The following is a 14057-nucleotide window of genomic DNA, read 5'->3' as shown; positions in this document are numbered from 1 at the left end:
AGATGCGCGCCCTACAAATCCCGCATCGTTTTTCGTAGGGTCGCCATTCATGGCGACCTCGATCGTAAGGTCGTCATTTATGGCGACCCCTTCGCTAAACCCAGGTGCGCATGAATGCGCACCCTACAAATCCCCCCTCCCTAAAACGCAAAAAACAAATTAATTTCGCGCAGTGACTTGTATTTCTCCCTTCGATAATGATAATCGATATCGTTCGCACTTTACGTATTTTTACCTAAGGTTTACCCTTCTTAAAATTCAAGAGGTTGGTGATGTTCGTACCGTTTCTCATTATGTTGCGCGAAGGTCTGGAAGCCGCGCTCATCGTCAGCCTGATTGCCAGCTATCTCAAACGCACCCAGCGCACTCAATGGTTTCCCGCCATGTGGGCTGGCGTCTTTATTGCCGCCGCGCTGTGTCTGGCGCTGGGCATCTTTATCAATGAAACCACCGGCGAGTTCCCGCAGAAACAGCAGGAACTGTTTGAAGGGATTGTCGCGGTCATTGCCGTGGTGATCCTGACATCGATGGTGTTTTGGATGCGCAAAGTGTCGCGCAATATCAAAGCCACGCTGGAAAAGTCCGTCGATCAGGCGCTGCAGAAGCAGGGCAGCAGCGGCTTCCCGCTGGTGCTGATGGTATTTCTGGCGGTGGCGCGTGAAGGGCTGGAATCGGTGTTCTTCCTGTTGGCGGCATTCACCCAGGATGTGGGTTATGCGCCGCCGATGGGCGCGGTGCTTGGCCTCGCGACCGCCGTGGCGCTGGGCTTTTTGCTCTATTACGGCGGCATTCGCCTGAATCTGGCGCATTTTTTCCGCTGGACCAGCTTGTTCATTCTGTTTGTCGCCGCTGGACTGGCCGCCGGTGCTATTCGCGCCTTCCATGAAGCCGGATTGTGGAATCACTTCCAGGATGTGGCATTTGATCTGAGCAACACGCTCTCAACACATTCGGTGTTCGGCACGCTGCTGGAAGGGATTCTGGGTTATCAGGAAACGCCAAGCGTTAGCGAAGTGGCGGTGTGGCTGATCTATCTGATTCCGGCGCTGCTGCTGTTTTTCTTTCCGGCTCGACCTTCGGTCAACGCGGCACGCACCACACGCTGAAATTAATTCAGGCGCGATTGCGCGCCTGATCTTCTCTCTAACAGGGATATCACTATGACGATTCGCTTCCGCCGCAAGGCGCTGTTGGTTTCAATGCTGGCGCTTTCCGGCGCCGCCTCTGCTGCGGCCATCCCGCAAGTCACGGTCACCGTGACCGATAAACAATGTGAGCCGATGTCGCTCAATGTGCAGGCCGGTAAAACCCAGTTCATTATCAAGAACAACAGCCAGAGAGCGCTGGAGTGGGAGATTCTGAAAGGCGTCATGGTGGTGGAAGAGCGTGAAAACATCGCGCCAGGCTTCAGCCAGAAACTCACCGCGAATCTGGAAGCGGGCGAATATGAGATGACCTGCGGCCTGCTCAGCAACCCGAAAGGTAAACTGGTGGTGAGCGGCGCTTCGCAGAAAGCCGCGACCGGTAAGCCTGACGTGCTGGAGTTGGTCGGCCCCATCGCCGACTACAAAGTCTACGTCATGAATGAAGTGAAAGAGTTAGTCACCGGCACCAAAGCGTTTACCGATGCGGTGAAAGCCGGCGACATTGAGAAAGCCAGGGCGCTCTATGCGCCAACGCGTGTGCATTACGAGCGCATCGAACCGATTGCTGAGCTGTTCTCCGATCTGGATGGCAGCATTGATGCGCGTGAAGACGACTTCGAGAAGAAAAACGAAGATCCGAAATTCACCGGCTTCCACCGTCTGGAAAAAATCCTGTTCGCGGATAACACCACCAAAGGTGCTGAAGTGTTTGCCACTCAGCTGAATCAGGATGTGTTGGATCTGCAAACCCGCATCAGCGAACTGGCGTTTCCACCCGTCAAAGTGGTGGGCGGCGCGGCGGGTCTGATTGAAGAAGTGGCCTCCAGCAAAATCTCCGGAGAAGAAGACCGCTACAGCCGTACCGATCTTTCTGACTTCAAGGCTAACATCGACGGCGCGCAGAAAATTGTTGATCTGCTGCGTCCGCTGCTGCTGAAAAACAATCCGCAGCTGCTGGCGAAAGTGGATGCTAACTTCAAAAAAGTGGACGGCATCCTCAGCAAATATCGCACGCAAGAGGGCTATGAGTCGTACGAAAAACTGACCACCGCTGACCGTAACGCGCTAAAAGGCCCGATTACCACCCTGGCGGAAGATCTCTCATTACTGCGTGGAACTTTAGGTCTCGACTGATCATGAGTAATAAAAATGACGCGGCGCAGCCGTCGCGTCGTCGACTTTTGCAGGGATTAGGCATGTTGGGCGGCGCGGCCGCACTGAGCGGCGGTTGTCCGTTCCATACCGCCGCCGCCGATAGCTTCTCTCCCGGCACGGTTGCACCCAACTCGCGTCAACAGGCGCAACCTTTTTACGGCGCGCATCAGGCGGGTATCGTTACGCCACAACAGGCGTCGATGATGCTGGTGGCGTTTGATGTGCTGGCCAGCGACAAAGCCGATCTTGAGCGCCTGTTCCGCTTGCTGACTGCGCGCTTCGCTTTTCTCACGCAAGGTGGACCGGCGCCCGCCGTCACCAATCCTCAGTTGCCGCCGATGGATTCGGGGATTCTCGGTGCTGATATCGCACCCGATAATCTCACCCTGACACTGTCGGTCGGCACCTCGCTGTTTGATGAGCGCTTCGGCTTGAGCAAACACAAGCCCGCGCAGTTGCAAACCATGACGCGGTTTCCTAACGATTCGCTGGATGCCGAACAGTGCCATGGCGATCTGCTGCTACAAATCTGCGCCAACACCCAGGATACGGTCATTCACGCGCTGCGCGACATCATCAAACGCACGCCCGATCTGCTGGCAGTGCGCTGGCGTCGTGACGGCTTTATTGCCGATCATGCGGCGCGCAGCAACGGCAAGGAAACCCCTATAAACCTGCTGGGATTTAAAGATGGCACCGCCAATCCCGATACCCATAATCCGGCGTTAATGAACCAGCTGTTGTGGGTCACCGACGAGCAGCAGGAACCCGCGTGGACGCGCGGTGGCAGCTATCAGGCGGTACGCATCATTCGTTTCCACGTGGAAATGTGGGACCGCACGCCGCTCGGTGAGCAGCAAACCATCTTTGGCCGTGAGAAGTTGTCGGGTGCGCCGCTCGGCATGAAAAACGAGCATGACGTGCCGGATTACAATAACGATCCGGATGGTGATGTGATTGCGCTGGATGCGCATATTCGCCTCGCCAATCCGCGCACGCGGGAAACCGACAGCAGTTTGATGTTGCGGCGCGGTTACAGTTATTCCAGCGGTATTACCGGATCGGGCCAGCTGGATATGGGGTTATTGTTTGTTTGCTACCAGCATGATTTAGCCAAAGGCTTTATTACCGTGCAGCAGCGCCTCAATGGCGAAGCGCTGGAAGAATATATTCGCCCGATTGGCGGCGGATACTTTTTCGCGCTGCCGGGCGTGGCGGATGAAAATCATTATCTTGGACAACCTTTACTGCAAGCCTGATTAATAAATGTGCAGCGCCTGCGTTGGCTACCGCCCGCAGGCGCATTTGTTAAGCATTCCTTAAACTTTCCGCTGGATACAGCTTCTTCCGAATGTGTATCAAAACTTCGCTGACCCGCCAATAAACCATCTATCTGATTAATCTACTAAATTTAATTTAAGGTGAAGGCACTCAGGCTTCGCTTATCATTTTTTCTTTACCGGGACGTAAAATTACTGTTGCAAACCACCGCAAATATGATGCACTTTATTCATAAGCGTTGTCAGTTGTGTGGCTAAGCCACTGGAGTTCGCGCATGATTCGTCTCTCTCTGGGACAGTTAAATAGTTTCAACACACGCAGTACTCTGCGGGGGATTTTTTCCCTCAAAAGCAACCTCTCTCAATTTAAAACTTCGTTCTCGTTCAATCTCAATTTGTTAACCGGTGCGCGCCTGCGTCTCGGCGCTGATGCACACCATTCTCACTGGCTCGATACGGCTTACAAGGAAGCCAACTAAAAACCTCTAAAGCGTTCAAGTCATCGCCGCGGGTGATCCGCCGCGATAAATGAAACCAACTGTAAGGTGCCACTATGGGAAGACAGAAAGCAGTGATCAAAGCACGTCGTGAAGCCAGACGCGTTATTCGTAGCGACTCTCGCAGTCACCGTCAGCGTGAAGAAGAATCGGTCACTTCGCTGGTGCAGATGGGTGGGTTGGATTCGATCGGTATGGCACGTGATGCACGTGACCGCGGGCCGATTGAAGCCAGAAATGAAGCTCAGGCACACTATCTCCATGCCATAGAAACGAAACAGCTTATTTTCGCCACCGGAGAAGCCGGCTGCGGAAAAACCTGGATTAGCGCAGCCAAAGCGGCTGAGGCCCTGATCAATAAGGATATCGAAAGGATTATTGTGACGCGCCCGGTTCTGCAGGCGGATGAAGATCTCGGTTTCCTCCCCGGAGACATTTCCGAGAAATTCGCGCCTTATTTCCGACCGGTATATGACGTTCTGGTTAAACGTCTCGGCGCTTCCTTTATGCAATACTGCCTGCGGCCCGAAATCGCCAAGGTAGAGATCGCGCCCTTCGCCTACATGCGTGGACGTACCTTTGAAAATGCGGTGGTGATCCTTGATGAGGCACAAAACGTCACTGCCGCACAGATGAAGATGTTCCTGACTCGCCTGGGGGAAAACGTAACGGTTATCGTCAACGGCGATATCACCCAGTGCGACCTGCCGTCCCATGCTAAATCTGGCCTTGCCGATGCGTTAGCACGCTTCGAAGAGGATGAGATGATTGGCGTGGTGCGTTTCGGCAAAGAGGATTGCGTCCGTTCAGCGCTGTGTCAACGCACGCTGCACGCTTACAGTTAACCGTTTGATTGAGAATGTAGCTAAGCAAAACCCGGCGCAAGCCGGGTTTTTTATGCATGAATTCACTGCGAATACCGGCAGCGCAACACAGCAAATGATATGCCACGCCAAAAGAGTTTTCTCCCGAGCCCTGATTTCTCCATACCCTGAAAAGAAAGCGGTCTGACGAAAAACCCGGCGTGAGCAGGGACATTCAGCCTCCTGCGCAATCAGAAGAGTGGGGCGCACTCAAACTTCTTACGATAATCGCGCGGGCTCAACTGATAGTGCTGGCTGAACACGCGTGAAAAGTACAGCGGATCTTCATAGCCCACCGCACGCGCAACCTGAGTGACATTGAGCTGGGTATGCCAAAGTAAATCACAGGCGCGTGAGACACGCTGCTGTTCCCGCCAGCCATAAATGGTATTGCCCATCTCTTTGCGGAATAGGTGCGTCAAACGAGAGGTTGAGAGGAACGTCATGCGCGCGAGTTCTTCAATACGCGTGTCTTGGGAAAGGTGTTCATTAATGTAATCGCAAACCGTTTGAATTCGCGGGTCTCGGTTATGACGATTACTGGAAGGCTGGAGCTGGAAGGTGGTTAAAATGATGCGCTCAAGGGCATTCATGGCCATGGCTTCTGGCAGCGCAGCGCCTAGCGCATTACTCGCGATGACCTCTTTAAAGAGCTGAACCATTTGCTGGCGCTGAGCCTCATCGGGGAGTGTCATGCGACCGATATGTCCCTGCTTAGTATCCCAGCGCAGCCAATCAATCCAGTAGGGACGAGGGATAAAATAGATCCAGAGATGATCCCATGCGATGCTCTCTTTGGCCCTGCCATAATGGTGAATTACGCCCGGTGGGAAAAGTAACATCTCATGTTGCTGACAGTGAAATTCCCCCTCTGCATGATGAATAATCCCTTCGCCTTTCAGCGTCAGGTTAATCATGTACCCTTTCATGCCGTTAGGGCGATGGATGAAAAAGTCGAGTTTGCTACCGGGGCTTATCGGAGTGAACCCGGAGACCATAAATGCGTTGAAGGTAAAACTTTTCATGAGCGGAGAAAAACTCAACATATCCGCATGTTGTAATTCTTCCATTGGCATCCCCCGGGCTTAAAAATTCGGCATACTATAAATGACTCCCTCCATTGCTGAAGGGAATATGTATGAAATTTGTTAAAGAGATCACTCCTGGCTTTGCCATCTTTTACCGGCAATTGACGTAGCCGATACGTCATCTTGCTGATAACGTCCGGCAGAAAGATCCTGCGCAACGCGACTGTAGAAATTATCCAGTTTGTAAAACCACAGCAGCACCAGATTCAGAGCCGCAAGGATCAGAGGGAAAAAGATAAACAGGAATTCGATGGTCTTAATCACTGTTTCAGACTGAGGCGTGCTGCCCCCACTGACAAAACCTGCCGCCCCCAAAATCCAGCCAACGCTTGCCGTACCCAGCCCCATTCCCAGCGTTTGACCGAGCGTTCCCGCGCTAAAGAGGATTCCTTCGATACGTAGCCCGGTTCGCCATTCTCCATAATCGATGGTGTCAGCCAGCAGTGCGAACATGGTGGCACCAATCCCGCAGAAGCCCACGCTGCGAACTGCCGTCGCCATTATCACGAAGAACGCATCCTGCTTGTTGAGTAGCGGCAGCAGGTAAGCAACACAACAGACGATCAGTCCAAGCATGGCAAGACGTCGTTTACCCAATTTTTTAAGCAGTAAGGGAATAATCATCAAGGTGAGCAAGCCCGGGATATATTGGGCCATGCTGATATAAGCAATCAGCGAAACATCTGACAGGACATATTTTGAATAATAAACGCCTACCGCTGACAATGCCGTGAGGCTAGTGAAGGTGATCATCAGATAAAAAAAGATGATGATCCAATAACGATTGGCCATGACTGAGCGCACGACCTGTTGGGTATTAATTCGCTGGCTATTGTCACTGCTAATTGGCTCCACGCGTTCCCGGGTTCCAAGCGCGGTCAACAGCAGAAAAACCGCCGTAAACACGCCGAAAATCGCGAAGACGATTATCCAGGATGTGCTGGTGTTGCCAAAGAACGCCACCATCGGCAGGGTTAACACCCCAACGGTAAGTGAGCCACAGGTGGAGAAGCCTTTTCGAAAAACGCTCAGCATGCCACGTTGATAATTGTCGCGCGTGATTAAAGCCAGCAGCGAGCCGTATGCGATATTGTTGGCGGTGAACATGATGTTGGTCAGTAAATAGGTAATGCAGACATACGTTACTTGCCATGTATAGCTCACGTCCGGGACAGTGGACATTAAAAATGCCGACAGGCCAAAAGGTACGGCAGTCCATAATACCCAGGGGCGAGCCTTACCCCGTTTAGATCGCGTTTTATCAATGCGTATCCCGACATAAATGCAAATTATGCCATCCAGTACGCGGGCAAAAAACATTAGCGATCCAACCAACAGCGCCGATACCCCGACGACATCGGTGTAATAAAACGCCAGAAAGGTCACCATTAACGTGTAGGTTAAGTTAGTGCCGTAATCGCCCACGCCAAAAGCCAGGCGTTCACGGGTGCTAATGCGCTGCAAATCCTGATGCGATGCGTTATCAGTCATCACGCGTTCTCCACTTCAAATATAGCGACGCCCCAATCGGACAGGTTCAGCGTCTCTCCTTTTACGTAACGCTGCTTGCTCAGCAACTCCTCTCCGCAAGTAAACGGAAGGGTAACTTTTTGAGGCTGACTGGAATAATTCAGAAAGAAAAGCAGCGTATTGCCTGAACGATTCACCGCGCGTTTGACCGCCAGCGGGAAGCGCAACGGCGATGTTGCGACGTTCAGATTGGTTTTGTTGAGGAGTTCAAGCAGCACGGCTTCCACTGCTTCAGAATTGATGCTGCAGCCGACATACGTTGTCGTCCCGGCTCCGTAGCGGTTGTGAACAATCGCCGCATATTTGGTCCAGTAGGGATGTTGATAGCGAGCCCAGACTTCAGCACCGGCATCAGCCTCCAGCAGCTCCATCCAGTGATTCACCTCGGCAGATTCCGCTGAGATGTTCAGCAGATCAGACTGAAGGGTTACCTCGTGTGGCTCAACGAAAAGCTGATAACTGGCGCCGATAGCTTCCCGGATGATGGCCGGTTGCCGGGTATGCCGTACTTTGAGGTGTTCATTGGCAAAGCCAGACTTGAAGGAATACAGAATATGTCCGCCTTCCTCGGAAAATCGGTTCAGGCGCTGCAATGATTCCGCTGACACCGCGTAAAGCAGGGGCGCTATCAACAATGAGTAACGAGACAGTCGGGGATCATCGACGGTCAGAATGTCCACCTCAATATTGAGGCGATAAAGCGCATCATAATAGGTGCGAACCGTGTCGTTATACTGATGTTCCTTATGGCGGCCAAACTGATGTCCCTTATAAGGGTGCCAGTCAACGGCCGTCAGCGAGTCGTGACTGACCAGCAGCGCCACACGATTGGTTTTTTTCAGACCGGCTAACTGCGGCGAGAGGCGTGCGAAGGCCTGACCAACCTCTTTAGCCTCATCAAAGATCGGGTTCGGCTCCAGATCGTGGCTGAGCAGTCCCTTCCAATAGGTTTCATAAGCATTGTGCAAAGAGTGCCAGTGCCAATAGCTCACCATGGCTGCCCCGGAAGCAATGTGGCTAAAAGCCTGAAGGCGCAGCTGGCCAGGGTAGGGGGTCCAGTTCTTAAAAGCCTGAGCCTGGGTTTCCAGAACCAGATAATTTGTATCTTTTGTCGTGCGTGCGATGTCCCCGCAAAAGGCAATTTCCACGCCGGTAAGTTGATGCTGGCCAGGGTGATAGATATCCACGCCGGTAATATCGAGCGCCGAGGATGCTTTGAAGTGGTCGACTTCCCCGCGCACACCAAAGGACCAGGTTCGCCATTCGAAATCGAAATTATGCGTAATAAACTGACCAGGCAGACGATACTCACTCACCAGCGTTGCCTGCCACGCCAGGAAATCCGTAACCAGCCCACGCTGATAGCGCTGGAAAGCCGCGCCAAGACTCGCATTAATGGTGCTTTCCAGCGGCGGGAAATCTTCCCATGCATCAATTCGATTGCTCCAGTAATCTAGCCCATATTCGGCATTGAGCTTTTCAAGATCATCACCGAACTGTTTTTTCAGTTGCTCAACAAACCCCCGCTGTACGTGATCGCCACAGGTATCATAATATTTCGTTTCATTATCAATCTGATACCCGATCACCGCTGGATGGTTAGCGGTAGCGCTTAAGAGCGCGCGAATAATCCGCTCAGCGTATCGCAGGTAGATTGGGCTGGTGATATCCATCTTTTGACGATGACCGTATTTGTTCACCCCCTGCGGGGTGGTGGCCATCACGGAAGGGTGTTTTTTCGCCAGCCATGCCGGGATCGCGTAAGTCGGGGTACCAATAATCACGGCAATCTGGTTTTCATGCATGCGATCCAGCACGGTTAGAACACTGGAAAAGTCAAAGTCGCCATCCTGCCGCTCATAACTGCTCCAGGTGCTTTCCGCGATACGAACAACATTGATGCCAGCGGCCTTCATCAGACGAATGTCTTCATCAAGCCTCTCTTCAGGCATGTATTCACGGTAGTAAGCGACACCATAAAGTAACTTTTCCATTTTTTATCTGCCTCTTGATGTAAGTATCTGGCAGGTAAATTAGAGGAAGGAGGCCGGTCATAGATGAAGCATGTCGCTGGCAACATAGAGAAACTCGCTCCTTGCTAAGTCTTATGAAGGGCATCACAAAAAGGAGGCATCGTCAGGTTTCGACCGGGCTCAAAAACGTATTGGAATGCCAGGCCGTAGCCAGTGGCCCCGTTGCTGCTTCACCATCGCCTATTACGCAGGCAACAATAAGATCCGGATTATAAATGCCGCCTCAAAAGCAGGGTTGAGTGAATAGCCTAATTCTCCACCTTCGAGGATAGAGCCATGGCATTCAGGTGAGGCGTAGCTGGGAATACCGCCCGGAGCAGGAAACTGTTTGGGTGGCCTTTTAATTCCGATAAAATCCTGACCAGGTGCAGTCCCTCTGTGGCCTAAAAGCATTTTTTGATGTCTGATGCAGTGAGAGGCCGATTGAAAGGGGGGCACAAAGATATATTTGTCCGACTGAAAGATAATTAGCTGCTCGCCAATAATAATTAATTACCCCCCAAGCGCTGTAATTTCCCTGCGGCCTCAATAACACCTTCTCGTCTGACGCCTAATATTGGCAATTAATTCTTGTGTCATATTTAGATAATTATCGGGAAAGCGATTAAGAGAGAGTAATAACCAGCGACATAATTGCCAGCAACTTTCCATGACGTCGTTTTGCTAATGAATCCAGGAATGAGCGCTGGCTTAGCGAGAGTGGTCTCGCTCGGAGAATCATTGATGCAAGCATCACGATGATAACCCGTGTCGTTCTTAACCAGCACTGAAAGTTCATGGTGCTGCCAAAGCCTGACGCATTACGGCGTGAATCTTCAAAATTGTGATCCGTCTAAAAGTTACTATTATTGTAATCGATTACATTCTATCTCACCTAAATGTAATCGATTACTTTTCTCTGGGAAGGTTCACCATGTCGACTTCACATAGTACCGACGTTGTAGTCTCGCAGCACCGGCTTTTGGTTCCCCGACTGTCACTCATGATGTTTATGCAGTTCTTCATCTGGGGCAGTTGGTCCGTCACGCTGGGACTGGTGATGACACAACACAACATGTCGCTGCTGATCGGCGATGCATTTTCTGCCGGGCCAATTGCGTCAATTTTGTCACCGTTCGTGTTGGGAATGCTGGTGGACAGATTCTTTCCGTCGCAGAAAGTGATGGCGGTGATGAACCTGGCGGGAGCGGTCATCCTCTGGTTTGTGCCCGCTGCGCTGGCCGCGGAAAACGGTACGCTGCTTATCGCGCTGCTGTTTGGCTACACGCTGTGTTTCATGCCGACCTTAGCGCTTGCTAATAACATTGCTTTCCACAGCCTGAGCAATAGCGATAAAAGTTTTCCCGTGGTCAGGGTATTCGGCACCATCGGCTGGATTGTGGCCGGCATCTTTATTGGTTTCACCGGCATTTCTGCCAGCACCTCGGTCTTTACCGTTGCTGCCCTTTGTTCTGTGGCGCTGGCGATTTACAGCCTGACGCTGCCACATACGCCAGCACCGGCTAAAGGCCAGCCACTGAAAGTGCGCGATCTGTTCTGCGCAGATGCCTTTGCGCTGCTAAAAATCCGCCACTTTTTTGTCTTTGCGCTGTGCGCCACGCTGATCTCCATTCCGCTTGGCACCTATTACGCCTATACCGCGTCGTGGCTGGCGGATGCCGGAGTAAGCAACGTCAGCACCGCCATGTCATTCGGTCAGATGTCTGAAATCTTCTTCATGCTGGTGATCCCGCTGCTGTTTCGCCGTCTTGGCGTGAAATACATGCTGCTGGTCGGCATGCTGGCCTGGTTCGTGCGTTATGCGCTGTTCGCTATGGGCATGGGCGATGAAGGCCGAGCGCTGATCTATCTGGGCATTCTGCTGCACGGCGTCTGCTACGACTTCTTTTTCGTGGTGGGATTCATCTACACCGACCGCATCGCGGGCGAGAAAGTGAAAGGGCAGGCGCAGAGCATGGTAGTGATGTTCACCTACGGCATCGGCATGCTGCTGGGCTCGCAAATTTCCGGCGCATTGTATAACCGCTTGATCGCGGGACAGGGCAGTGCGGACAACTGGGCAACATTCTGGTGGATCCCGGCTATTGCAGCGGCGGCGATCGCCATTCTTTTCCTCTTCACCTTTAAGTATCGGGATGAAGCGGCTTGATTAACGGGAGGTGTACGTGAAAACGTTAAAAGGACCGGGTATTTTTCTGTCGCAGTTTATCGGACAGCAGGCACCCTTTAATTCGCTGGAAGGACTGGCGCAATGGGCGTCGGCACTGGGTTACAAAGCTTTGCAGATCCCGTGCAATCATCCGTCGATTTTCAACCTTGATCGTGCTGCAACCAGCCAGACCTATTGCGATGAAGTGAGCGGGTTGCTGGCAACGTACGGCCTGGAAGTGAGCGAGTTATCAACGCATCTGGAAGGGCAGTTGATTGCAGTGCATCCGGCGCATGACATCGCTTTCGACGGCTTCGCTCCGGTGCAGGTGCGTGGTGATAACGCAAAGCGCACGGCATGGGCGATTGAGACGGTCAAAAAGGCGGCGGCGGCATCGGCGAACCTGGGACTGCGCGCGCACGCGACCTTTTCCGGTTCGCTCGCCTGGCCCTATCTCTATCCGTGGCCGCCACACAATCCGGCGCTGCTGGAAGAGGCGTTCGCCGAACTGGCGCGCCGCTGGCTGCCGGTGCTGGACGAGTTTGATCGTCACGGCGTTGATGTCTGTTATGAACTTCATCCGGGCGAAGACCTGCACGATGGTGTGACCTTTGAACGTTTTCTTACCGGCGTAAATCATCATCCGCGCTGCAACATCCTGTTCGATCCCAGTCATCTGCTGCTGCAGCATATTGATTATCTGCAGTTTATTGATATCTATCATCAGCGCATCAAAGCGTTCCACGTTAAAGATGCCGAGTACCAGACTAACGGGCGCAGCGGCGTATACGGCGGCTACCAGCGTTGGATCGATCGCGCCGGTCGCTTCCGTTCACTGGGCGATGGCCAGGTGGATTTCAAAGGGATCTTCAGCAAGCTGGCGCAGTACGACTACAACGGTTGGGCGGTGCTGGAGTGGGAGTGCTGCTTAAAAGAGAGTGAAACCGGTGCGCGTGAAGGCGCCGAATTTATTCAGCGGCACATTATCCCGGTGGCCGATCGCGCCTTTGATGATTTTGCCGCGCAGGGCGACCAGCAGGCGAGCGTGCGGGCACAGCTGGGTCTGGAACAGGGGAGTGTTAAATGATCAACGTAGGCATTATCGGCACCGGCTTTATTGGCCCCGCGCATATTGAAGCGCTGCGCCGCCTCGGCAACATCAATGTGGTGGCGATATGCGATGCCAGCCAGAGTGGCGCTGCCGCGCGTGCGGCCGAACTCAATGTGCCACACGCCTACAGTGACGTGGCGACGTTTTTACAGCATGAAGGGCTGCACGCGGTGCATAACTGCACGCCGAACCATCTGCATGCGGCGATTAACCGGCAGATCATTGCCGCCGGTAAGCATGTGTTCTCGGAAAAGCCGCTGTGCATGACGATGGATGAAGCGCACGAACTGGTGGAACTGGCCGAAAAAGCGGGCGTGATACATGGCGTCAGCTTTGTCTATCGCCAATTTGCCATGGTGCAGCAGGCGGCAAGCATGGTGCGTTACCAGCAGCTGGGGCGACTGTTCTCGGCGCAGGGCAGTTATCTGCAGGACTGGATGCTGGAGGAAACCGACTACAACTGGCGGGTGGATGCAGAGAAGGGCGGCGCATCGCGCGCGGTAGCGGATATTGGTTCGCACTGGTGCGATACCATTCAGTTCGTCACCGGACGCAAAATTGTTGAGGTGATGGCCGACCTGTCGATTGTCTGGCCGACGCGCAAGGCCAGCCTTGCTGGTGCTGCCACCTTCGGCGCGCAGGAAGACGAAACGCAATATGAATCGCGCACGGTGACAACCGAGGACATGGGCTTTGTGCTGTTCCGTTTTGACGACGGCAGCAAAGGCAGTTTCAGCGTGTCGCAGGTGTCCGCCGGGCGTAAAAATCGCCTCAGTCTGGAAGTCAACGGTAGCCTCGGTGCGCTAGCGTGGGATCAGGAAACGCCGCAGCAACTATGGCTAGGGCATCGGCACAAGGCAAATCAGCTATTGTCGGACGATCCCTCGCTGATGAATCCGGATGTAGCAGGCCGTGCGCGTTTTCCCGGTGGGCACATTGAAGGCTGGCCGGATGCGTTCCGCGCGATGATGCAGCAGTTTTATCAGGCGGTAGAGCAGGGCAAACCGCCCGTTCCGCAGGCGGCTGGGTTTGCCACTTTCCACGATGGCGCGCAGGTGATGGCGATTGTTGATGCCATTGTACAAAGCCATCAGCAGCAGCGCTGGGTGCGCGTCAACGCCTGAGGCAGAGCCCGAACCGCTTCGTGCGGGTCGGGCTAAGGTAGGGTTCACGCAGATTCATGACAGCCTGCGTGTCATCTGATTT

The 14057-nt window shown here is 53.3% G+C and carries 11 protein-coding genes and 1 pseudogene; 8 read left to right on the top strand and 4 right to left on the bottom strand.

What is annotated here, in order from left to right:
• The first annotated feature begins 272 nt into the window (after positions 1–272).
• From efeU to phoH, 5 genes are all read left to right on the top strand, one after another.
• Entirely contained in the window at positions 273–1106 is an 834-nt protein-coding gene (gene efeU, locus AC6I8K_RS11325; RefSeq protein ID WP_483817627.1) for an iron uptake transporter permease EfeU, read from the top strand.
• 54 nt (positions 1107–1160) lie between these two features.
• On the top strand, positions 1161–2279 hold the full coding sequence (gene efeO / locus AC6I8K_RS11320) for an iron uptake system protein EfeO (protein ID WP_497826742.1): 1119 nt from the start codon (positions 1161–1163) through the stop codon (positions 2277–2279).
• Positions 2280–2281: 2 nt separating this feature from the next.
• Positions 2282–3559 (top strand): iron uptake transporter deferrochelatase/peroxidase subunit, encoded by a 1278-nt coding sequence (gene efeB, locus AC6I8K_RS11315; RefSeq protein WP_497826741.1) that lies wholly within the window; start codon positions 2282–2284, stop codon positions 3557–3559.
• A 296-nt stretch (positions 3560–3855) separates the two neighbouring features.
• Positions 3856–4059 carry a hypothetical protein gene (locus tag AC6I8K_RS11310; RefSeq protein ID WP_497826740.1) on the top strand — a complete coding sequence of 68 codons (204 nt, stop codon included), beginning with the start codon at positions 3856–3858 and terminating at the stop codon, positions 4057–4059.
• A 74-nt stretch (positions 4060–4133) separates the two neighbouring features.
• A complete protein-coding gene (gene phoH, locus AC6I8K_RS11305) occupies positions 4134–4922 on the top strand; it encodes a phosphate starvation-inducible protein PhoH (RefSeq protein WP_008105319.1) in 789 nt (262 codons plus the stop codon).
• 209 nt (positions 4923–5131) lie between these two features.
• Here the strand turns inward: phoH and araC are convergent, their stop codons facing one another.
• The 4 genes and pseudogenes from araC to AC6I8K_RS11285 all read right to left on the bottom strand — a co-directional run bounded on the left by araC (position 5132) and on the right by AC6I8K_RS11285 (position 9984).
• On the bottom strand, positions 5132–6010 hold the full coding sequence (gene araC, locus AC6I8K_RS11300) for an arabinose operon transcriptional regulator AraC (protein ID WP_497826739.1): 879 nt from the start codon (positions 6008–6010) through the stop codon (positions 5132–5134).
• An 87-nt stretch (positions 6011–6097) separates the two neighbouring features.
• On the bottom strand, positions 6098–7519 hold the full coding sequence (locus AC6I8K_RS11295; protein WP_497826738.1) for an MFS transporter: 1422 nt from the start codon (positions 7517–7519) through the stop codon (positions 6098–6100).
• Positions 7519–9552: a beta-galactosidase gene (locus AC6I8K_RS11290; protein ID WP_497826737.1), complete on the bottom strand. Its 2034-nt coding sequence runs from the start codon at positions 9550–9552 to the stop codon at positions 7519–7521. Before AC6I8K_RS11290 ends, AC6I8K_RS11295 begins: the two co-directional genes overlap by 1 nt.
• 142 nt (positions 9553–9694) lie before the next feature.
• Positions 9695–9984 (bottom strand): annotated as a pseudogene (locus AC6I8K_RS11285) (phosphoketolase family protein).
• Positions 9985–10504: 520 nt separating this feature from the next.
• Here AC6I8K_RS11285 and AC6I8K_RS11280 point away from each other — a divergent pair.
• Genes AC6I8K_RS11280 through AC6I8K_RS11270 form a run of 3 tightly spaced genes read left to right on the top strand, consistent with a single transcriptional unit; the run spans position 10505 to position 13975 of the window.
• Positions 10505–11740: an MFS transporter gene (locus tag AC6I8K_RS11280; protein ID WP_497826736.1), complete on the top strand. Its 1236-nt coding sequence runs from the start codon at positions 10505–10507 to the stop codon at positions 11738–11740.
• Positions 11741–11756: 16 nt separating this feature from the next.
• Complete coding sequence (locus tag AC6I8K_RS11275) at positions 11757–12827, top strand: sugar phosphate isomerase/epimerase family protein (RefSeq protein WP_497826735.1); 1071 nt, start codon at positions 11757–11759, stop codon at positions 12825–12827.
• Complete coding sequence (locus tag AC6I8K_RS11270; protein WP_497826734.1) at positions 12824–13975, top strand: Gfo/Idh/MocA family protein; 1152 nt, start codon at positions 12824–12826, stop codon at positions 13973–13975. The genes AC6I8K_RS11275 and AC6I8K_RS11270 overlap by 4 nt, the downstream gene beginning before the upstream one ends.
• The last annotated feature ends 82 nt before the right edge of the window (positions 13976–14057 follow it).

Source organism: Pantoea sp. X-Soil-ISGK-421 (assembly GCF_059730785.1).
This window is presented reverse-complemented; position numbering and strand designations above follow the sequence as displayed.